Consider the following 20,301-nt stretch of genomic DNA (forward strand, 5'->3'; position numbering starts at 1 on the left):
GCGAAGGTCACGCATGCTCGCTTTCATCCTGCGCCGCGCATTGCAGTCCATTGGTGTGATGATCGCTGTTGGCATCATCGCTTTCACCATGTTCCGCTTTGCCGGCGATCCGGTGAACCAGATGGTGGCCATCGACACCACGCCGGCGCAGCGCGCCGAGGTGCGCGCGTCGCTTGGCCTCGACGACCCCGTCGCGGTGCAATTCGCGCGCTACTTCATCAATGCCGTGCAGTTCAAGTTCGGCGTCTCCTACCAGTTTCGTCAGCCGGTCTCGGCGCTACTGAAGGAGCGCATGCCGGCGACGCTGGAGCTCGCCACCTGCGCCACCGTGATCGCCATGGTGTTCGGCATCCTGATGGGCATCTATTCGGCGCTGCGGAAGGATTCGTTCTTCGCCAAGGTGCTGCAGGCGGTGTCGCTGATCGGCATCTCGCTGCCGACCTTCCTGATCGGCATTCTCCTGATCTATCTGTTCGCGGTGACACTCGGCTGGCTGCCCTCCTTCGGGCGCGGCGATGTCGTGAAATTCGGCTGGTGGACCACCGGCCTGCTGACACTCTCCGGCCTGAAGGCGCTGATCATGCCGTCGGTGACGCTCGGCCTGTTCCAGATGACGCTGATCATGCGCCTTGTCCGGGCCGAGATGCTGGAGGTGCTGCGCACCGACTATATCCGCTTCGCGCGGGCCCGCGGGCTGACGACGCGCGCGATCCATTTCGGCCATGCGCTGAAGAATACGCTGGTGCCGGTCATCACCGTGGCCGGGTTGCAATTCGGCTCGGTCATCGCCTTTGCGATCATCACCGAGACCGTGTTCCAGTGGCCGGGCATGGGGCTTCTGTTCGTACAGGCCGTGCAGAATGTCGATATACCGATCATGGCCGCCTATCTCCTGGTAGTGTCGCTGATCTTCGTCACCATCAACCTGATCGTGGACATCCTTTACACCATCGTCGATCCGCGCCTGCGCGCGACGATCAACCGGCCGGCATGAGGGTGTGACATGACCGACTTGCCCATCCCCCGCACACCCTCCCTTCTCGCCCGCGCCATCGACAGCGACATCTTCTATTCGTTCCGCCGCTCCAAACTCACCATGGTCGCGGCGGTGATCGTGTTCGTGCTGCTGATGATGGCGCTGTTCGCGCCTGTGCTGGTGGTGCAGAATCCGTTCGACCCGGCGCAGCTCGAACTGATCAACTCCCGCATCTCGCCGCTCTGGACGGCGGAGGGCCAGAGGCCGTTCCTGCTCGGCACGGACGAACAGGGTCGCGATATCTATTCGGCAATCCTCTACGGCATGCGGATCTCGCTGGTGGTCGGCGTGCTCGGCGTCAGTTTTGCGGCGGTGCTCGGCATCGGGCTCGGCCTGATCGCTGGCTATGTCGGCGGCGCCGTCGACAGCCTGATCATGCGCATCGCCGATGTGCAGCTCACTTTTCCAGCGATCCTGATCGCGCTCTTGATCGACGGCGTGGTGAAGTCGGCGCTCGGCAATCATCTCGATGCCTCGACCACGCTGATCGTGCTGGTGGTGGCCATCGGGCTGAGCTTCTGGGTGCAATATGCCCGCACCGTGCGTGGCTCGGTGATGGTGGAGAAGAACAAGGACTATGTCGCTGCGGCGCAGCTGATCGGCCTGCCCGCCCGCGTGATCATGATCCGCCATGTGCTGCCGAACACCATGGGACCGATCCTGGTGATCGCCACCATCAATCTGGCGCTCGCCATCATCACCGAGGCAACGCTGTCGTTTCTCGGCTCCGGCATGCCCGACACGATGCCGTCGCTGGGCACGCTGATCCGCATCGGCAACAACTATCTGTTCTCCGGCGAGTGGTGGGTCATCGCCTTTCCCGGGCTCGCACTGGCCTCGCTGATCCTGTCGATCAATCTGCTCGGCGACTGGCTGCGCGATGCGCTGAACCCGAAGCTGCAATGATGTCTCACCTCAAGCAGTGCCCGACATGAGCGTGCCCGTCCTCTCCGTGCGCAACTTGTGCGTTGAATTCGCCAGCCGGCGCGGCGCGCTGCGTGCCATCGACGGCGTGTCCTTCGACATCGCCAAGGGCGAGGTGCTGGGCGTGGTCGGCGAATCCGGCGCCGGCAAATCGGTGACGGGACTTGCGGCCATCGGCCTGATCGATCCGCCCGGACGGATCGCGGGCGGCGAGATCCTGCTGTCCGGATTGCGCATCGACAATCTGCCGCCGGAGCAGATGCGCCGGATTCGCGGCAAGCGCATCGCGATGATCTTTCAGGATCCGCTGACCAGCCTCAATCCGCTGTATCGCATTGGCGACCAGCTGGTGGAGACCATCCGTACCCATCTCAACATGAACGAGACGCAGGCACGCAAGCGCGCGGTGGATCTGCTCGCCGAGGTCGGCATTCCCGCCCCTGACAAGCGCGTCGATGCCTATCCGCATGAATTCTCCGGCGGCATGCGGCAGCGTGTGGTGATCGCGCTGGCGATCGCGGCCGAGCCCGAACTGATCATCGCCGACGAACCGACTACCGCGCTCGATGTCTCCGTGCAGGCGCAGATCATCGCGCTGATCAAGCGGCTCGGCCGCGACCACGGCACGGCGGTGATGCTGGTCACCCACGATATGGGTGTGATCGCCGAGACGTCCGATCGCGTCGCCGTGATGTATTCCGGGCGCATCGCCGAGATCGGACCGGTGCGCGACGTGGTGCAAAACCCGCTGCACCCCTATGCCAAGGGATTGATGGGCGCGATCCCGACGCTGACGGGCGACGCGTCGCAGCGGCTGGTGCAGATTCCGGGAAGCATGCCGCGGCTGTCGGCCATTCCGCAGGGCTGCGCGTTCAATCCGCGCTGCAGTTTCGCGTTCGACCGCTGCCGTATCGAGCGGCCGGAGCCGATCGCTGTCGGCGCGCAACAGGTCGCCTGTCATCTCTATGATCCCGATCATCTCCATGATCATGCCCATGCGGAGAGCGCGGCATGACGGCGCTGGTGCAGGCCCGCAATCTCAAACGCGCATTCGACGTCTCGAAGCCGTGGCTCAACCGCGTCATCGAGCGCAGTCCGATGGAGTTTCTGAAGGCCGTCGACGGCGTCTCGTTCGAGATCAGGCGCGGCGAGACCTTTGCGCTGGTCGGCGAATCCGGCTCGGGCAAGAGCACGGTGGCGCGGATGGTGGTCGGGCTGCTGCCGCCGACATCCGGCGACGTGATCATCGACGGCGTCTCGATGAGCGATCCCGCACAGGCCGGCGCGCGCAAGCTGCTGCGCAAGCGCATCCAGATGATTTTCCAGGATCCCTATGCCAGCCTCAATCCGCGGCTGCGCGTCGATGCCATCATCGCCGAACCAATCCGCGCCTTCGATCTCATTCAGGGCGAGCGCGACATTCGCGCGCGGGTCGGCGAATTGCTGACGCTGGTGGGCCTGCATCCCGATGACGGGCAGAAATACCCGCATCAGTTCTCCGGCGGCCAGCGCCAGCGTATCGCGATTGCCCGCGCACTCGCATCGGAGGCCGAGTTCATCGTCTGCGACGAGCCGACCTCGGCGCTGGATGTCTCGGTGCAGGCGCAGATTCTCAACCTGATGCGCGAACTGCAGGACAAATTCGGCCTGACCTATCTGTTCATCAGCCACAACCTTGCTGTGGTCAGGCATATGGCTGACCGGATCGGCGTGATGTATCTCGGCCGCATCGTGGAGATCGCGGAAGGGCGCGAACTCTTCCGCGCGCCGCGCATGCCCTATACGCGCATGCTGCTGGGCGCAGTGCCGGATCTGGCCATGTCAGGCCGCGCACGCATCGCGGTCTCCGGCGAGATTCCCAATCCGATCGATCCGCCCTCCGGCTGCACGTTTCATCCGCGCTGCCCGGAAGTGTTCGATCTCTGTCGCAAGGTGGTGCCGGATCTGGTCGACGGCGTCGCCTGTCATGCGGTCAACAAACTGATCGCACCGCCGGCCGAGGCCGTTCCCGCCGCGCGGCGATAGTTGCGATCAGCGCGCTCAGATCAACATGCCCTGAAACGACAACGCGGCAGGCACCGCAGGGTATCGGCAACAGACCCCCACAGCACCCACCGCGAAATCATTCAGCCGAAAATCTCGGCTGCAAGATCGGCCCGGCAAGATCACTGCGCATGAACGTCAGTGCGTCTCCGGACCCGATCCGATCAATCTTCTGCCGGCTCCTCGCCGTCACCACCGTCTTCGTCGCGCTCGATGGGACCGGCGAGAATCTGTTCGGCGATCAGGCCGGAATTCTGCCGGATCGAGGCTTCGATCTTGGCGGTCATGTCCGGATTGGCCTTCAGGAAGGCCTTGGAATTCTCACGGCCCTGGCCGAGACGCTGGCTGTCATAGGAGAACCAGGCGCCGGACTTCTCGACGATTCCCGCTTTCACGCCGAGATCGAGGATCTCGCCCATCTTGGAGACGCCTTCGCCATACATGATGTCGAATTCGACCTGCTTGAAGGGCGGTGCCAGCTTGTTTTTCACGACCTTGACGCGGGTCGAATTGCCGACCACTTCGTCGCGCTCCTTGATCGCGCCGATGCGGCGGATGTCGAGACGGACCGAGGCGTAGAATTTCAGCGCATTACCGCCGGTAGTGGTTTCCGGCGAGCCATACATCACACCGATCTTCATGCGGATCTGGTTGATGAAGATCACCATCGTATTGGATTTGTTGATCGAGGCAGTCAGCTTGCGCAGCGCTTGGCTCATCAGACGGGCCTGCAGGCCGGGCAGCGCGTCGCCCATTTCGCCTTCGAGTTCGGCGCGCGGCACCAGCGCTGCCACGGAGTCGATGATCAGCACGTCCACCGCACCGGAGCGCACCAGCGTGTCGGCGATTTCCAGCGCCTGTTCGCCGTGATCCGGCTGCGAGATCAGGAGCTCATCGACATTGACGCCCAGCTTGCGGGCATAGACCGGGTCGAGCGCGTGTTCGGCGTCGATGAAGGCGCAGATGCCGCCCTTCTTCTGGGCTTCCGCGGCGCAATGCAGCGCCAAAGTCGTCTTGCCCGAGGATTCCGGTCCGTAAATCTCGATCACGCGGCCCTTGGGCAGCCCGCCAACGCCGAGCGCGATATCGAGGCCGAGCGAACCCGACGAGATCACCTCGATATCCATCGACCGGTCGTTCTTGCCGAGCTTCATCACCGAGCCCTTGCCGAACTGGCGCTCGATCTGGGAGAGCGCGGCCGACAGGGCCTTGGTCTTGTCCATGGAGGATCCTTCAACGATACGCAGGGCAGTCGGAGTGGTAGCCATTGATCTAGCTCCTTATGAAGGGATTCGCGACAGGACAAACGGCAAGCGCCAAAGGATGGCGGCGCTGTTCGGATTGAGAACAATGTACCCTATCTGTTCTATGTTCGCAATATGTTCTTTTGAGAATTTCGGTACTGGCCTGTTTCCGGCGTCAGTGGCCTAGTTTGAAAAGATCAGTGGCCTAGTTTAGAATTGGCTCGACAGAGGGGAAGGGTCCGGCTCCGGCAACGGAGCTTCCAGAGGCCGCAAGGCTGACCGAGCCCAGGGACTTGGGCACCGTCTGGGGAAACAGGATCAGGCCCAGACACTACCTCTGTCGCAGTAAGGCCGCCTCAGTGGGCGGCCTTTTTTCCATCTAACCATTCATCAATGCAAAACCGGGCTGCTCTCTTGGCCTCGGCCTCGGTTGGGCCACTTAGGCCGCTAAACTTTGCGCCTTGCTCGACCTTCGGATAAGCAATCCATTCCCACTTTTCTTCAGTCAGGGAGTGCACGTCGAAGGACACATTGCGGTGTTCGAATTTCATTTTACAGGCCCTTGCCGTCATCTTTTTCCGGCTCGTAATCGAATGGAAGCACGTACTGCTCACCATATCTTGGGCGGTACTTGTTGAGCTTTTCCATAAAGTCCGGATAATCCTTACTCACGGTCATGTATGCGACAGTCGCGCCAAGATGCTCTCTCAGCTTTGGATAGCCGACATTTTTAGTAAGCGCCTGTGATAGCGCTGCCTTACGCCTCCCTGCTTCCGTTTTCGGGATCACCTTCTTTAGTTCATCCAAAACGCCCGGAGCCAACCGTTTATAAACGATATCGTTGGTGAGTGTTCCAAAGTACTGAGGCCGCTTCACTGAGTCGGCGGCATAGGTAAGACCCCTCAAACGAAATAATTGCGCATAGTATTCGTCCGGAAAAGTTTTGACCCAAGGCTGCAATTCCTTCGCGACAAATGCCTCTAAAATACGGGCAAGAGAATTTCGCGTCCGGTCGTATTGGAAGCCCGTCGCTTCATCGACTAGAGCAATGATGCCGACCCGAGCAAATCCCCGAACGAGAATTTCGCATCGGTCTGCAATATGCTCTTGCTGCTTCTGCAGCGCCCCGGCCTTCCGAGCGGCTAAAACAAGGTCGCAAAGGTCAGCAAGAATCGTCGCAGGATATCCAAATGCAATTCCACCGCCACTGGTATGACGAAATCTAATCGGGTTATCGACCACCGCCAGCAACTCCTTAGAAACAAAAGGAGAAAGGCGAGAACCGTTCAAAAAACCGGCTAGTCCAACACCACCACCGCCGCCGGAGCCGCGCGATCCCCACGCCATCCCCATCCCAGTGACCATTCCACGGTGCGAAAGGACGCGGGTTTCGTCCTCAAGAACGTAGCAGGGGATCTCGATATCGCCGATCTTCAGCGGATGGTCGTCCGCCCCATGTGTCGCTTTCTTAACATCGCCTGACCAACGCGCCTCCGCAGCCTTCGTGGCTCGCGCCTTGCGCTCTTTTGGGGTCATTGAGGCGGCCAGCGCGGCGCCGCCTTTAGCTCTTCCCGTCAGCTTCGCCATCATGCATCTCCGCTTTTATGCAAGCATAATGACATCCTTTCCGTATATTGCAAGAACATGCTTGCATTATGCTCAAATGGGCCCATTATGCTTGCATGATGACGGATATGCACATACGCAAACGCCCCACCTGCTTTTCAGCGGGCGAGGCGTTTTTGTGTGCGGAAGTTTGGCAGAGCGGCCTATCGCACCGAGCTTACCCCTCGGCGGACGTTTGGGTTTCCATCCCCCTCGCAACGTCCCGTGAGTTCGAATCTCACAACTTCCACCACTATCATTCAAGTGGGGCCGTCGCCGTTGGCGCGGAAACGACCCCCGATCACCACTCCGGGGATGAGCCCGAAGCGACAACCGTTCTGAGCAATATACGCCTTGGCGGGCGTGTCTGCCAGAGTCGCCGAAGCCATCCCTTCAACCCGAAGGATGAGCTTCGTGAACGTACTCCCCCGCGAAAAGCAGATTGAAGTCATTGCCGCCCTTTGCGAAGGCGTCGGCATCCGTACCGCCTCGCGCCTTACCGGCGTCAACCGCGGCACCGTGGGCGCGTTAGCGCTGCGCGTCGGCCTTGGCTGCATGGAGTTGCACGACCGCCTGATGGTCGGCATCCGCACCGAGCGCCTGGAATTGGACGAAGCATGGTCCTTCGTTGGCAAAAAGCAGAAGAACGTCAAAAAGAACGAGATCAACGCCAAGGGTGATCAGTACGTTTTTATCGGCATGGCCGGCAATCAGAAGGCCATCATTAGCTGGGGTGTCGGCAAGCGTAACACCGACAGCACCATGGACTTCCTGCACGATCTGCGCGGCCGTGTGATCGGCCAGCCTGAGATCAGCACCGATGGCTTCCACCCGTACCGCGCGGCGATCCGCGACGCCTTTGGTGACGGCGCATCCCATGGCGTGATCGTAAAGACCTACAGCGTAACGCATCTGGCCCGAGATGCCGTCACGCGGTACTCGCCCGCTGCCGTAGTAGCTGTAAGCCGTGAGGTAATGTCCGGCGATCCGGAGCAGTATGTCTCGACCAGCTACGTTGAGCGCCAGAACCTCTCGCTGCGCATGGGATCGCGCCGCTTCACCCGCCTGACTAAACGGCTTCTCGAAGAAGCTGGACAATCACATCGCAGCGGTCGCGCTGTATGTCGCTCATTACAATCTGTGCCGTAGCCACGAAGCCCTACGCACGACGCCTGCCAAGGCTATCGGTGTCGCGGATCGGGCTTGGAGCATTGCGCAGTTGGTGGACGCCGCGCTTGCTGTAGCGCCTGCGCTGCCGACCGAGACGCCGCCGGATCGGCGTCGGAAGTTCACAGTAATCGACGGCGGGAAAGTTTAGTTATTTTTTCTTGGCTTGGGGCTGGATGGCTGGCCCCAACAGCCCCCGATGCAAATCACTTACATCGTCACATTTACGCATGCAGTTGCAGATTGCATTCGCAATATCCGGCCTAAGCTTGCCAACAAGCTTTACTTCGTTCTTGAACTTAGCGGCGAGCAATTCAGCCGCTGAAAGTTCTCGTGGCTCTTCGAAAAGTAGCCACGTATCCTTTTTGAAAAAATCCTTGCCGCCACCCGGGATATGATACCAACCGCCATCGACGTTTCCACCCGGGACAGCGGCACGACCACGTTTCATCTGCGAAGTGGCGACAACGGCTAGGAGATTCTTACCCGTATGGGCGCCAACTATTACAAGGAATTTATCGGCCTCAGCACCATCAGCGAACTTGAATCCTTCCCAATGAAGGATACTGCCCGGCTCAATGGCGTCATCACTCATGCAATGTCTTTCAGAAGATTCCTTCGATCCTCCAATTCATCGCGCGAAATGATTGGCGCGTCCTTAATTAGCGGCTCCGAGTCTAGGCTAAGATCTGGGGCTATCAATCGGCCCGAACCTTCCCCCTTCTGCCCGTAGACTTTGCGCCACGGCTCCCCCTTCTGGTGAGAGAATTCGCTCATGTCTTCCGCCTTAAGATCGCGGAAAAGTTCAGCAATTCGTTCGATAATTTTGATTTCACGCTTCGAAAAATACTGCTTATCGAACTTCGCTTTTGCCTTGAGGTCACGACGGAGCAGAGCGTCATTTATGTCGTCTTTGACAGGCACAACTGCAATTGCAGCTTTCAAATCTCCATCACCGCCGCGCTTTAGCTCTTCGAATAGCTTAGTCGGAACTGGCCCCATGGGCAGAGCACGGTAATCCAATCCAAAGATTGTGCGCCCAGCCTGTCGGAAATGCTCAAAATCAGCGAAATTTAAAAGCTTGAACAGCTTTAGCGTATGGGCATGCTTGGTCGCACCCAAGAAGTAGATGATCGCATTAATGAGCTTTTCCCGATCGCGCGAAACAAACATGATGATAACTAGGCGGGAGGGAACGAGAGCGGACTGATCATTGCACTTATTGGGCTCCCGCTACTGTAATTTCGACGCAACACGTTAAATATTGTTCCAAGAACAAATAGAGAACAATCGAGCCCAATTTGTGGCCTGATTTGATTCAGCGAGTGGCCTATTTCGGCCAGTACCGGAATTTCGGTACTGGCCTGTTTCCGACCGCAGTGGCCTAATTTGAGAACAGCACTGGCCTACTTTGATTCTTGGAGTGTTCGATGTCCGATACCGTGCGCGATCTATTCGACCGCTGGGAGAAGATTTGGCATGAGTGCCAGTACGATTTAATTCCGAACTGCGTGGGATCGCACTACATCCGGCATGACGAAAAAGGCGACCGGACCGTCACTCGGGACGCCTACGCGACTGAATTAATGACGGTGCACAAAGAGCGGCCCGGGACGCGCGTCGTAGTCTACGACCATTCCTTCACGGATGACCGCGCATGGTTTCGATTTGCGTTCGTCTGGCCCGATCCGGCGAGTGGTAAGCAGCGCAGCCGGGCGGGGATGCAGAGCTATCGGATCGAGGACGGCAAACTTGCCGAGACATGGATCACGCTGCTGGCCTTGGGCACCACATGGGCCGATGAGCCACAAGAGCGCTGGACCGTCCGTCGAGCATAAGACAAGGTCGTCTCAGTGGGCGGCCTCTTTCTTAACCCGCTACGACTTCTTGAAAAGTGCAGGCTTCGAAGTAATCGCTTCCCAAAGGCCCGTGATTTGCCTACAGGCTGCGCGTATGCCGCGGCGCCTGTAGGCATGGTCTGACGCTGGGCCAATTCGCTCACCGAGCCGGACATCCGCGACGAGCAGAGGTTTCGCTGCATCCCGAGCGGACGGAATCTGGTCAGGTAGTCATCACCGGAAGTTGCCCCTTTTGCTTCGAGTGCCGGATTGATGAAGAAGCTCACGACCATCATTCACTTCATCTGGGCAATCTCTGCGGTTACGTTGGGTACGACAATCGGCGCTCTGTACGGGTGGGAGCATCATGGGTGGATTGGTGCCATCGCCCTTGGCTTCGTTGGATTCTGTTTCGGCACGCTTGCTGCGGCTTCCCCTCAAATGGTCATGCAACTCTTTCGCTAGCCTCAGTGGCCTGGTTCGAAAACGGCAGCCGCCCTATTTGCCTCATCGAGCCACTTTTGAACCTTCCCGCGCGTTTCCCGCACAACAGGATGTCCGCATCGCTCATGCGTTCAATCCGACATGGGAAGGTCACTCGCCGTGAAGACGATCGCACTGCTCTCCGTCGCTGCCCTGTTGCTCGTCGAACTCAGCGGCGCGATGCCCAGGTCGAGCGTGGGCGGCCCGCTGACCATCATGCTGATCATGTTTATCGCCATGCTGGCGGTGGGAATTCACGAGGCCTGGACAAAGAAGCGCGGCCCGCTCGGATGGATTGTGAGTATTGTCGCTGCGGTCGTCGGCGGCTTCGTGGCGGCGAGCCTGGTCGGCATGGTCATGGACATGATACGCTCGCACCTGTACCTGAACGGGTCGCTCGTATCCTCACAACATCCTCTGCTCTATATCTCGCTCGCGGGCATGGCGATCCTCACGGTGCTCGGATCATGGATCACGCTGCAGATCCCAGGCTGGCTCGTGAAGCGCAGCGAAGCCCCCCGTAGCGGTGCATGAGGCGGATCACCCTTCATTGAACCTTCTTGCAGCTTTCCTGCACAACAGGGGGTGAAGCCAGCGAGTAAAATCCGATGAATAGAAATCAGCGCATGGTCGTGGCAACAGCACTCTGCGTGATCGCAACCGTGCTGGCATTTACATTTCTCGTGTGGTCACACGGGCACATATCCAACGCCGCAAAATTTGTCGTCTTCTATACGACCACCGATTCCCGTTACCCCGGCCTCGTCAACTATTGGGGCATCTACATTCGACACGGCCTTGCCGGATACCTGCTCGGTCTGATTGCGCCCATCTGCCTTCTGGCAGTCGCAGCATTCGTTGCCCTGGGCAGGCCTTCATCGAGAGATCTGGGAACATTGCCAAGGTAAGGCCGCCTCGGGGCGCGGCCTCTTTTGGTCAGTGCAGCGGTTGAACCGGCCGGACGCCCGGGTCACCCCAAGACAGGCAAGTCGGGTCACACAAATTGCGAGCCCGGCACACTCTGGACAGTTCCCTGCCACCACTTTAGAACGCTTCTAGCCAGGGAGCGTGGATGCCCAAGCCAAAGAAAACCGCCGCCGAACTTCAGAAGATCATTCGAGAAGCCGCCGCCATCGCCGGGCCATGGCCCAAGAACATGAGCGTGATCATCTATTCGCTCGATGACAGCTGGCGCGTCATCGTCAGCTACTCGGATCCGGCCCAGACCCCCTTTCGCGACAGGTTGATGGAGATCTGCCGGGGCCTCGCCCACTTCTACGATCTGGACGAGCCAGCCTAGAGTCGCCCGGCGCCGCGCACCGGGCCCATGGCACCTCTGCCTTATCCCGCGAGATGCGTTTCGCGCGTGGCGATCAAATCGCGGATCGCTTGCGCGATCGGCACCGGACGATGGTCTTCTGATCGGTATTGACCCAGACGATCTCGCCGGTGGCAAACAGACCGCCGGCTGCGCGCGCGAAGATGCCGAGTTCGAACACCAGACTGGAGTTGCCGATTCGCGCCACGCGCGCGGCAACATCGAGCTCCTGATCGAACAGGATCGGCGCCTTGTATTCGATCACCGATTTCACGACGTGAAAGTCGACGCCGCTCGCCTTGGCATCGGCAAACTGGTCATAGCCGAGCGCACGAAAATATTCGGTGATGGTCGTGTCGAAGTAAGTGAGATAGTGCGCGTTGAACACGACGCCCTGGCCGTCGATCTCGGAATAGCGCACCCGAAACGGGTGGAAGAACCAGAACCGGTCGCGTGACATATGCCCCTCGCCTATGTGCGGCGGCTTCGTTCTCCGCCCTGATGCTCCCCTAGCCTCTCTTGCCCGGCGAAGCCAGCCGCCGCAGGGAGACGTCATGCCGCAACTCAGCTCCGCTTGATGGCCTTCAGCACAATGAAAATGTGCGACGCTGCGATGATTACCGACGCCAGCATGAGTCCGAGATTGGCGCCATGAACCTTCTCCGGTGCGAAGGTTGTCGCCGTCCAGATGATCAGGCGCACCGTCAGCATAAAAACGACCATGCCCCACAGTGCAGTCCGCTTCGGCGCATCCCATGTCGGCTTGCCGTCGAAGCCCCACTGCATCGCAACGCGCTCACCTGCGATCCGCGGCTCGCCATAGAGGTTGCACCCGATCATCACGGCCAGAGCACATGCAAAGACAATATCGGCCGACGACATGATTGCCCCATATGTGAAATCGCGGCCGGATGACTTCCGTATCTCATCCCATCATACCGCAACGATCATGGCGCCCGATACAATGGCCGCCTTCGATGACAACCCAGAGATGCATCACGGTTCCGAAAGCGGATCCCTGCACGCGACGGGCTGCGCAAAAAAACCGTTTATTTGCCGCAAATTTTGCACATTTCTATCGACGCACGGAACAAGTTAGTTTAGCGGTATCATTGTCTTACAGCAACCTCAGGTGCTGCAAGCCATTTACACGCGCGCCAGCTGTGGTCGTTTCCCGTGCCTCGATATTTCTTTCATATTATCGCCGAAAACACGTTCCTCGACGAAGAAGGGACGAGCTTCAAGGACGATCAGGAAGCGATGCTGCACGCACGTCAGCTCGCATCGGAGATGGTGCGCAGCCTCGGCGTCGTGAGGGGCGCGATCGTCGTCGAGAATGAAGACAGCGGCGGATTGTTCGAAGTGCCGCTGTCCTGGAGCAACTGACACAGGCGCATATGTCAGTGGCCGCGCGCAGGCTTCAGTCAATTTGCGCGCCCGGCGGCACGAGCCGCCGATGCCACGTCATCGCCTGATCAATTCGCAGCGCTGCCGGTCTTGGTGCGTGGCTGTTTAGCGGGTGCAGCCGCCTTCGGCGCATCGCTGCGCACATTGCCCCATGGATCGGCCGCGGCCTTGGTGTCGGGAATCTTGCGCAGCGACTCGCGATACGCCTTCTCGGTGATCGCGTCCTGCTCCTTCTCCTCCGCCGACTTGGACTTCACCTCCGGCATCAGGTTCATCATCTGCGCGGCGGCCGGTCCGGTCAGAAGCGCGAGCGCTGCGACGACGCTGAATAGTTTGCTGGATCGTTTCATGGCACCAAAGCTCCGTGAATTTCGGAGGGGTTATACCACCGGCCATTCGGGCCCGCCAAGCGCCTGACGCAAGGCACCCCGTCGTGCCTCACGCAGGTTGAAATCTTCGGAAACCGGGAAGCCGGGAAACCCGGACGCTGGCCCGGACTGGAGCCTAGTCGCCCAGCACTTTCTCCGCGGCCGTCACGATGCTGATGGTCGGGTGCGCCGCGCAATAGGTGCCGAACTTCTTGGCGTTCTCGACGAACACCTCGGTATCGATGATCGCATCGTCCGAGTCGCCCTTGTACCAGCCGTCCATCCAGGTCAGCACCATCTTGATCTCGTCGGGGCCGGCTTCGACGAATTGCTTGCAGGACATGGTGGACAAATCGAGCACGACGGCCTGGGCCGGCGCGGCAGAGAACATGGCAGCGACAGTCAGAAACGCGCAGGCGAACTTCATCATGGTCCCCTTCCCCGAAAAATGACGCCGGCCAATGGCTGGCTGAGCGTCCAACGGCCAGACGGTATCATGGAGCCCATTTCCTTGATTTGATATTTTTATGAAATCTTCTGATCCTCCAGAACTTCACGAAGGATGAACAGGCGGGTCCGGATTTCTGCGATCGGCTTTATCGGCCGGCAAGATCGCGGTGCTAGGCATGGCGCGTGCAGACGATGCGGACGACGACCATGATCGAGAAACGAACGGCTCCACGACACCGGGTTCTGAAGCGCGGCACGCTGGCCTTTGGCGGCGGCGGTATCGATTGCACCGTCCGCAACCTCTCGGCCTCCGGCGCGCGTGTCGATATCGCAAGCCCGCTCGGCCTGCCCTCGAATTTCATGCTGGTGATCGAGGCGGATCACTTCATCCGCCGCTGCCGTCCGGTCTGGAATAACGACCGCCAGCTTGGCGTGGCGTTCGAGTAGACGCCCGTCAGTAGCGCCCGCGGCCGCCATAGTTGCCGCCGCCGTAACCGCCATAGCCTCCACCGCCGTAATAGACGCGCGGTACCGGCTCGTAATAGACCGGCGGCGCACGGCGGATGATGACCTCTTCCTCCACGATCTCGCGGCCGCGCCGCGGTGGTGGCGATGGCTTGTCGGCGCGCTTCTTCGTGGGCTCGGTGGTTTTCTCCGCTTTCTTCGATGCAGGCGCTGCCGCGGGCGGCGCGCCGCACGGGCATGTCGGTCCGGGTCCGGCCAATGCGACATTGGTCGGTGCGTTCGCCGCCGCATCCGGCACCGGCTTGTTGCGCGTGCGCTCCTCGAGCTTCTGCGCGGTCGATGTCAGATCGCTGTCGGGATATTTCGCCAGGAAGTCGCGATAGGACGGCGCGGTGTTGGTGATGACGGCGTTATTCCACGCCACCATCTTGTAGTGACGGTCGAGCCATTCTTTCGCCTGCGGGCCGAGCGGCGGCTCAGCATAGAGGCCGACAAAGGCCTCATAGGCTTCCACCGAGCCGTCCGACACGATCAGGTTGTTGGCGTCCTGCACCGGCTTGCCCTGCAGCTCCTTGCGCCATTGATCGACGGTCTTCTTGGTCACGGCGGGCTTGGCGCTGGCATCAGTGCCAAAGAAGCGAAAGTCATTGACCAGCGATGAGCTCTCCCACGGCGTTTGCCGGCCTTCGGTGGCCTGATTGACCGATAGCCGCACACGCTTGAACGCATCCTCGATCGGCAGGCCCGGCTCGCGCCCCGCCTTCAGCAGCGCCGTCGTATAGGGGCTGTTGCCGTCCTTGCCGTCTTCGGCTTCGGCGCCGGGCGACGTCGAGAAGGACAGCAACGTGCCGGGCGTGCCGAATTTCACGTCGACCTGGGCGAGCCCGCGGCCGGTGGTCTTGCTGATGGCTGGAAACGGATTGTTGCGGCAAGCATCCAGCAGGATGATGCGGCTCTTGCTCGGCACGGATGTCAGTGTGTTCAGGATGTCGTTGAGGCGCACCGCCTGCAGCGGAATATCGGCTTCGCGCTTCGGATCGATATCGACCGGCACCAGATAATTTTCGCCGTCGATCTGCAGACCGTGGCCGGCATAGAACACCAGCGCCACCGTGTCGGGCCCCTTGGCGGACACATTGGCGGCGAAGCCGGCGATCCTGGCGCGCAGATCGGTCTGCGACAGGTCCGTGGCCGACTGCACCTCGAAGCCGGCATCGCCGAGCATCTGCGCCATGGCCTTGGCGTCATTGACCGGATTGGGGAGCGGCGCGATGGACCGATAGGAGGACTGCCCGATCACCAGCGCCAGACGACTCTCCGCCCATGCGGCTTGCGAGTCGAGCATTACCGTGGCTGCAACGATCGCGCTGCGAATGACAGGACGAACCATCGAACAGTCTCCCCGGCCTGGGCCAGCTCGCGCGACGGATAATTCCCCGCCTGATTCAACTGAAATCAGGATGGCCGCACGCCAACAATGCGACGGCCTGCCGCTGCCCAATTTGGTCGCTGTCAACGCAAGCGCGGTTCACGGGAACCGCGTGCGACATATGCAGTCGAAGATTACTTTTTCTTCGCTGCCGTTGCGGGCGCGGGAGCTGGCGCGACGCCGCCCCACGGATCGTATTTTTCCTTGGGAGTCGGAACGCGTTCCAAGGCGGCCTTGTAGGCCTTCTCGTCGATCTTCGGCTTTTCGGGCGCGGGCGCATGATCGCTGCCGCCGCGTTTGCCGCCGCCCACCTGTGCGTTCGCCGGCGCAGCCAGAAGCGCCACTGCCGCGATCGCCAATACCAATGCTCTCATCATAGGTCCCTCCGGCGCCTTGATAGCCTGACGTAGAGGCCATTTTCCAGCCCCAACATGGCGAGGCCGCGACCATCGACCGCAGGTCCGCCCGTCCGCGGAAACGCGCGAATACTCCGGCACCCGTCACCCCGGCCGGCCCATATCCACTGAAAACACAGGCTTTTCAGCGACCGTTTGGTGAACGATCGGTTGCACATTCCCGTCAAATTTCGTGTCCGGAAAAACCGGATCTTGGAATGTTTCTCCTAATCTCGGCAGACAGCAATGGAGAAGCGGCCTGCGCCGCCTTCCTTGCGACGGGGATCGGGGACGTGGTCGACATTGCGAACTCAGCCGGCATGCATGGCAGCAGAGCAACGGGCGCCGGGATGACCGCGGCGAACCGCCCAGCGTCTGCGCCCGATGCGCTTGCACCGCTCGCAGCAATCGCGCCCGAGCCATGGCGCGCGCTCGCGCAGCAGGCCGTCGAGCCGAACGGCTATTACCTCGCCGACTGGGAACTGGCCGTCAATGCATCCGCGCGCGGCCGCACCGATGTCGCCGCGCTCAGCGCCTGGGCGAGCGACACCGGAACACCCCGCTTGATCGGGCTGCTGCCGGTGATCACCGCGCGGCGCGCCTATCGCATTCCTCTCCCCGTACTGGTCAGCGCCGATCCCTATGGCACGCTGTCCACGCCGCTGCTCGATCGCGACATGGCAACGGATGCCGTGACGCGCCTGCTGGAACAGGCCCGCAAGGCTGGCGCGCATGCGCTGATCCTCGAGAACGTCTCGCTCGACGGCGCCGCAATGCAGGCGATCCGCAAGTCGCTCGCCATGCAGGATCTGGCGCCGCGCATCCTGCAATCCCACGCCCGCGCCTGCCTCGATGCCACGCGCGATGCCGAGGATCTGCTGCGCGATGCGCTCGGCGCGAAGAAGCTGAAAGAACTGCGCCGCCAGCGCAATCGTCTCGCCGAACATGGCGATGTGACATTCGAGATCGCGCGCACGCCGGCGGAAATCGCTGCGACCATCGACACGTTCCTGACGCTTGAAGCGAGCGGCTGGAAAGGCAAACGCGGCACCGCCCTGATGCAGGATGCCGGCGACAACAACTTCATCCGCAGCGCCACCAAGGCGCTCGCCGAACAGGGCCAATGCGAGATCGTCACACTTCGCGCCGGCGACACGCCGGTCGCCTCCGGTGTGCTGCTCAGGCATCTCGATCGTGCCTTCTATTTCAAGCTCGGCGTCGACGAGCGCTTCGCCAAACTGTCCCCTGGTGTGCAGCTCACGCTCGACGTGACGCGGCATCTCTGCGCCGATCCCGTGATTGCAAGTGCCGACTCCACGGCCAATGCCGGTCACCCGATGATCGACCCGATCTGGCGCGGCCGCCTTGCCATCGGCGACGTGCTGATTCCGCTGCGCAAGCACGATCCGCTGGTATCGCTGATCCACGGCGCACTCACCTTGCGTCGCTCGATCCGCGAGCCGCTGCGGCACGTCGCCCGCTCCATCCGCAACCGCCTCCGATAGATATCCAGGGGTTCAACCATGAACGCTGCAACTGACGTCGCGCCGGTGATCTCGGCCGCCAATCAATCGCTCAAGAACGATTTTCCGCTGAAGCCGTTTGCCATCAAGCACAAGCTCGCCGGACATCCGCTGCTGACGCTGCAGCGTATCGCGCAGCTCGCATCCGAACTGCCGCGCGATCTCATCGAATACAATTCGGGAAAGGTCGCGATCAGCCAGGACCCCGACGCGATCCCGTCGGTGGATCTCGACCCGGTCGAAGTGGTCAAGCGCATCGAGACCGCTGGTGCGTGGATGGTGCTGAAGCGGATCGAGAACTCGCCGGAGTATCGCCAACTGCTCGAAGACACGTTGCTGTCGGTGGCGCGCGCCCGCGGCTTCAACAGCCTGCTCGATGCCGGCTTCGAACAGCTCGAAGGCTTCCTGTTCGTGTCGTCGCCGAATTCGACCACACCGTTCCATCTCGACAGCGAGGATAACTTCTTCGTCCAGATCCACGGCGAGAAGTTCTTCACGATCTATGACAACAAAGACCGCGCGATCGTCTCCGACGACGAGATCGAGCGCTCGATGACTAAGCACCGCAATCTCAAATTCGACGACAGTTTCGCACCGCGCGCCGTCGAGTTTCACATGTTCGATGGCGATGGCTGCTACGTGCCCTATCAGTGGCCGCACTGGGTGCGCACCGCCGGCTCGTTCTCGATCTCGATGGCAATCACCTGGAAGACCAAGGAAGTGCGCCGCGTCAACGACCTGCACTTCTTCAACTCGATGCTGCGCGGCATCGGCTTCCCACAGAAGCCGCCGGGACAGCAGCGGATGCTGGATCTGCTGAAGCTCGCCTTCTACCGGACGGTGACCACGGCGATCAAACCGCTCCGTAGCTCACTGGCCATGCGCAAACTGCTGCGCCGCATCGCGCTCGGCAAGAAGGCAAATTACTATCTAAAGGGCGCGTAAGCGCGCGCCCTACTCCGCCGCCTCGGCGTTGATCTCCGCGGATACCTGACGGATCGCGCGCGCGAGCTTCTCTGCATCCTGCGCACCGGATACGGCATATTTGCTGGCGAAGACGAAAGTCGGCACGCCGGAGATGCCCTTGTCGGCGGCTTCCTTGGCGTTGCCGGAGATCAGTTCGACGTCCTCATCAGTGGCAAGGCGCTTGCGAATGTCATCCGCATCGAGACCGACATCGGCCGCAGCCTGCACCAGCGTCTCGCTCTGGGTGAGATCGCCGCCATCGCGGAAATACAATTCCATCAGACGCTGCTTGACCTCGGCCGACTTGCCGGAGACTTCGGCCCAATGGATCAGCCGGTGGCAATCGATGGTGTTCGGCTGGCGCTTCACGCTGTCCGGGCGATAGGTCAAGCCTTCCTGCTCTGCCGCATCGACCACCCGGCCGGCGATGCCTTTGTAGGCTTCCACCGATCCGAATTTGGTCTCCAGATAGGTCGAGCGATCGATGCCCTCGCGCGGGATCCACGGATTGAGGAAGAACGGCCGCCAATTGACATGCACTGGCACGTCGGGGACCAGCGCCAGCGCATTCTCGATCCGGCGCTTGCCGATATAGCACCATGGGCACACGACGTCGGAGACGATATCGATCTGAAGCGGCTTGATGGTGCTCATGGGCGGGCTCCCTGTATTTGTTCCGCCCACAAATAGGCGTCATGGACATCACGGACAAGGCCGTTAGTTCCCGTTTGAAGCGATCTCGCGGAGCCTGTTCGCCGTGACCTCATCTGCCGGAAAGAACGTCTCGATGGCGATTTCGGACAGGGTGATATCCAGCGGCGTACCGAAAGTCATGGTCGTCGACATGAAGCTCAGCACATCGTCGCCCAGCCTCATCCGGAACGGCACCACGACGCTGTCAGCCGCGATCGGCGCCGACCGCGCCGGCACCGGATAGGTCTTCAATTCCTGATACAGTTTGAGCAAGTCAGGATCGGCGGTTGCCTCGCATTGCCGGTGCAGACGTTCCAGCAGATGCGCGCACCATTCGCCGAGATTGACGGTGCGCGGGGCCAACGCCTCCGGATGAAAGCTCAGCCGCAGCACGTTGAAAGGCTGCCCGAGCAAGCGCGGCGCGATGCCTTCCAGCAGCGGCATCACCATTCGGTTGGCCGCGACCAGATTCCAGTGCCGATCGACCGCCAGCGCCGGATTGGGCTCATGGGCCTTCAGCACGAGGCCAATGGCCTGTCGCGCTGAATTCAGCGCGGGATCGTCCAGCGCCCGCTGCGGAAAGGCCGGTGCGAAGCCAGCAGCCACCAGCAAGACATTGCGCTCGCGCAGCGGCACGTCGAGCCGCTCGGCCAGCCGCAACACCATCTCGCGCGAGGGCGAGGCGCGGCCGGTCTCGAGGAAACTCAGATGACGCGTGGAAATCTCGGCATCGCCGGCCAGATCGAGCTGGCTCAGGCGGCGGCGCTGCCGCCATTCGCGCAAATGATGGCCGATCCCAGCGGGCCGGGATGTTGCGGAGGACGCTGCAAGCTGTGTGTTCATGGCAAAAAGCTAACACGCGAATTTCGCAGCTTCCATGACCTCACAGGTAATCGATTTGGCTCCGCCGCGCCGTCATGGTCGGGACATCCACAACGACCAACCGA

General features: G+C 60.9%; 26 protein-coding genes, 1 tRNA gene and 1 pseudogene. 15 read left to right on the forward strand and 13 right to left on the reverse strand.

Annotated features, from left to right (window positions below):
• Positions 1-13 precede the first annotated feature (13 nt).
• Genes CHC01_RS15365 through CHC01_RS15380 form a run of 4 tightly spaced genes read left to right on the forward strand, consistent with a single transcriptional unit; the run spans position 14 to position 3,985 of the window.
• A complete protein-coding gene (locus CHC01_RS15365; RefSeq protein ID WP_089265129.1) occupies positions 14-994 on the forward strand; it encodes an ABC transporter permease in 981 nt (326 codons plus the stop codon).
• A 9-nt stretch (positions 995-1,003) separates the two neighbouring features.
• On the forward strand, positions 1,004-1,942 hold the full coding sequence (locus CHC01_RS15370; protein WP_089265130.1) for an ABC transporter permease: 939 nt from the start codon (positions 1,004-1,006) through the stop codon (positions 1,940-1,942).
• A gap of 25 nt (positions 1,943-1,967) precedes the next feature.
• Positions 1,968-2,975, forward strand: coding sequence for an ABC transporter ATP-binding protein (locus tag CHC01_RS15375; protein WP_089265131.1), 1,008 nt, complete (start codon positions 1,968-1,970; stop codon positions 2,973-2,975).
• Positions 2,972-3,985: an ABC transporter ATP-binding protein gene (locus tag CHC01_RS15380; protein WP_089265132.1), complete on the forward strand. Its 1,014-nt coding sequence runs from the start codon at positions 2,972-2,974 to the stop codon at positions 3,983-3,985. The genes CHC01_RS15375 and CHC01_RS15380 overlap by 4 nt, the downstream gene beginning before the upstream one ends.
• A 182-nt stretch (positions 3,986-4,167) precedes the next feature.
• On the opposite strand, the gene recA is transcribed toward CHC01_RS15380, so the two are convergent.
• From recA to CHC01_RS15395, 3 genes are all read right to left on the reverse strand, one after another.
• Positions 4,168-5,271 (reverse strand): recombinase RecA, encoded by a 1,104-nt coding sequence (gene recA, locus CHC01_RS15385; protein WP_089265133.1) that lies wholly within the window; start codon positions 5,269-5,271, stop codon positions 4,168-4,170.
• Between the two features lie 332 nt (positions 5,272-5,603).
• Positions 5,604-5,798, reverse strand: coding sequence for a hypothetical protein (locus CHC01_RS15390; protein ID WP_089265134.1), 195 nt, complete (start codon positions 5,796-5,798; stop codon positions 5,604-5,606).
• Between the two features lies 1 nt (position 5,799).
• Complete coding sequence (locus CHC01_RS15395; protein WP_210421677.1) at positions 5,800-6,834, reverse strand: P63C domain-containing protein; 1,035 nt, start codon at positions 6,832-6,834, stop codon at positions 5,800-5,802.
• Between the two features lie 163 nt (positions 6,835-6,997).
• Here CHC01_RS15395 and CHC01_RS32585 point away from each other — a divergent pair.
• Positions 6,998-7,105, forward strand: a tRNA-Val gene (locus CHC01_RS32585).
• 161 nt (positions 7,106-7,266) lie between these two features.
• Positions 7,267-8,170: pseudogene (locus tag CHC01_RS15400) on the forward strand (IS1 family transposase).
• On the opposite strand, the gene CHC01_RS15405 reads toward CHC01_RS15400, so the two are convergent.
• Positions 8,171-8,614 (reverse strand): hypothetical protein, encoded by a 444-nt coding sequence (locus tag CHC01_RS15405; RefSeq protein ID WP_089265136.1) that lies wholly within the window; start codon positions 8,612-8,614, stop codon positions 8,171-8,173.
• A complete protein-coding gene (locus CHC01_RS15410; protein WP_089265137.1) occupies positions 8,611-9,192 on the reverse strand; it encodes a Panacea domain-containing protein in 582 nt (193 codons plus the stop codon). Before CHC01_RS15410 ends, CHC01_RS15405 begins: the two co-directional genes overlap by 4 nt.
• Positions 9,193-9,449: 257 nt before the next feature.
• Between CHC01_RS15410 and CHC01_RS15415 the strand changes: the two genes are divergently transcribed.
• The 5 genes from CHC01_RS15415 (at position 9,450) to CHC01_RS15435 (ending at position 11,640) form a co-directional block, all read left to right on the forward strand.
• Positions 9,450-9,857: an ester cyclase gene (locus CHC01_RS15415; protein ID WP_089265138.1), complete on the forward strand. Its 408-nt coding sequence runs from the start codon at positions 9,450-9,452 to the stop codon at positions 9,855-9,857.
• Between the two features lie 273 nt (positions 9,858-10,130).
• A complete protein-coding gene (locus tag CHC01_RS15420; RefSeq protein WP_089265139.1) occupies positions 10,131-10,322 on the forward strand; it encodes a hypothetical protein in 192 nt (63 codons plus the stop codon).
• A gap of 138 nt (positions 10,323-10,460) precedes the next feature.
• The gene (locus CHC01_RS15425; RefSeq protein ID WP_141137108.1) at positions 10,461-10,874 is read left to right on the forward strand and encodes a hypothetical protein; all 414 of its coding nucleotides are present in this window, start codon (positions 10,461-10,463) and stop codon (positions 10,872-10,874) included.
• Between the two features lie 92 nt (positions 10,875-10,966).
• Complete coding sequence (locus tag CHC01_RS15430) at positions 10,967-11,248, forward strand: hypothetical protein (RefSeq protein ID WP_089265141.1); 282 nt, start codon at positions 10,967-10,969, stop codon at positions 11,246-11,248.
• A 164-nt stretch (positions 11,249-11,412) separates the two neighbouring features.
• On the forward strand, positions 11,413-11,640 hold the full coding sequence (locus CHC01_RS15435; protein WP_068735728.1) for a hypothetical protein: 228 nt from the start codon (positions 11,413-11,415) through the stop codon (positions 11,638-11,640).
• 73 nt (positions 11,641-11,713) lie between these two features.
• Here CHC01_RS15435 and CHC01_RS15440 read toward each other — a convergent pair whose 3' ends face one another.
• Positions 11,714-12,118, reverse strand: a complete 405-nt coding sequence (locus CHC01_RS15440; protein WP_244558374.1) for an acyl-CoA thioesterase — start codon at positions 12,116-12,118, stop codon at positions 11,714-11,716.
• Between the two features lie 104 nt (positions 12,119-12,222).
• Positions 12,223-12,540 (reverse strand): hypothetical protein, encoded by a 318-nt coding sequence (locus tag CHC01_RS15445; protein WP_089265142.1) that lies wholly within the window; start codon positions 12,538-12,540, stop codon positions 12,223-12,225.
• Positions 12,541-12,834: 294 nt separating this feature from the next.
• Here CHC01_RS15445 and CHC01_RS15450 point away from each other — a divergent pair, with 294 nt between their 5' ends.
• Entirely contained in the window at positions 12,835-13,044 is a 210-nt protein-coding gene (locus CHC01_RS15450; protein WP_089265143.1) for a DUF6894 family protein, read from the forward strand.
• Between the two features lie 89 nt (positions 13,045-13,133).
• Here the strand turns inward: CHC01_RS15450 and CHC01_RS15455 are convergent, their stop codons facing one another.
• Both CHC01_RS15455 and CHC01_RS15460 read right to left on the reverse strand, forming a co-directional pair.
• Complete coding sequence (locus CHC01_RS15455; RefSeq protein WP_089265144.1) at positions 13,134-13,415, reverse strand: hypothetical protein; 282 nt, start codon at positions 13,413-13,415, stop codon at positions 13,134-13,136.
• Between the two features lie 154 nt (positions 13,416-13,569).
• Complete coding sequence (locus tag CHC01_RS15460) at positions 13,570-13,860, reverse strand: HdeA/HdeB family chaperone (RefSeq protein ID WP_176454631.1); 291 nt, start codon at positions 13,858-13,860, stop codon at positions 13,570-13,572.
• A gap of 230 nt (positions 13,861-14,090) precedes the next feature.
• Between CHC01_RS15460 and CHC01_RS15465 the strand changes: the two genes are divergently transcribed.
• Positions 14,091-14,330: a PilZ domain-containing protein gene (locus CHC01_RS15465; protein ID WP_089265685.1), complete on the forward strand. Its 240-nt coding sequence runs from the start codon at positions 14,091-14,093 to the stop codon at positions 14,328-14,330.
• Between the two features lie 7 nt (positions 14,331-14,337).
• Here the strand turns inward: CHC01_RS15465 and CHC01_RS15470 are convergent, their stop codons facing one another.
• Both CHC01_RS15470 and CHC01_RS15475 read right to left on the reverse strand, forming a co-directional pair.
• Complete coding sequence (locus CHC01_RS15470; RefSeq protein ID WP_089265146.1) at positions 14,338-15,738, reverse strand: caspase family protein; 1,401 nt, start codon at positions 15,736-15,738, stop codon at positions 14,338-14,340.
• Between the two features lie 173 nt (positions 15,739-15,911).
• Positions 15,912-16,151 carry a hypothetical protein gene (locus CHC01_RS15475; protein ID WP_089265686.1) on the reverse strand — a complete coding sequence of 80 codons (240 nt, stop codon included), beginning with the start codon at positions 16,149-16,151 and terminating at the stop codon, positions 15,912-15,914.
• 314 nt (positions 16,152-16,465) lie between these two features.
• On the opposite strand from CHC01_RS15475, the gene CHC01_RS15480 reads away from it, so the two are divergent.
• Both CHC01_RS15480 and CHC01_RS15485 read left to right on the forward strand, forming a co-directional pair.
• Positions 16,466-17,677, forward strand: a complete 1,212-nt coding sequence (locus tag CHC01_RS15480) for a GNAT family N-acetyltransferase (RefSeq protein WP_502695668.1) — start codon at positions 16,466-16,468, stop codon at positions 17,675-17,677.
• An 18-nt stretch (positions 17,678-17,695) separates the two neighbouring features.
• Positions 17,696-18,640, forward strand: coding sequence for a JmjC domain-containing protein (locus CHC01_RS15485; RefSeq protein ID WP_089265147.1), 945 nt, complete (start codon positions 17,696-17,698; stop codon positions 18,638-18,640).
• 9 nt (positions 18,641-18,649) lie between these two features.
• Here CHC01_RS15485 and CHC01_RS15490 read toward each other — a convergent pair whose 3' ends face one another.
• Together CHC01_RS15490 and CHC01_RS15495 are read right to left on the reverse strand one after the other, a co-directional pair.
• The gene (locus tag CHC01_RS15490; protein ID WP_089265148.1) at positions 18,650-19,315 is read right to left on the reverse strand and encodes a DsbA family oxidoreductase; all 666 of its coding nucleotides are present in this window, start codon (positions 19,313-19,315) and stop codon (positions 18,650-18,652) included.
• Between the two features lie 63 nt (positions 19,316-19,378).
• Positions 19,379-20,197, reverse strand: a complete 819-nt coding sequence (locus tag CHC01_RS15495; RefSeq protein WP_089265149.1) for a helix-turn-helix domain-containing protein — start codon at positions 20,195-20,197, stop codon at positions 19,379-19,381.
• Positions 20,198-20,301 lie beyond the last annotated feature (104 nt).

The sequence above is a fragment of the Tardiphaga sp. OK246 genome, from assembly GCF_900188215.1.
Lineage (GTDB): Bacteria > Pseudomonadota > Alphaproteobacteria > Rhizobiales > Xanthobacteraceae > Tardiphaga > Tardiphaga robiniae.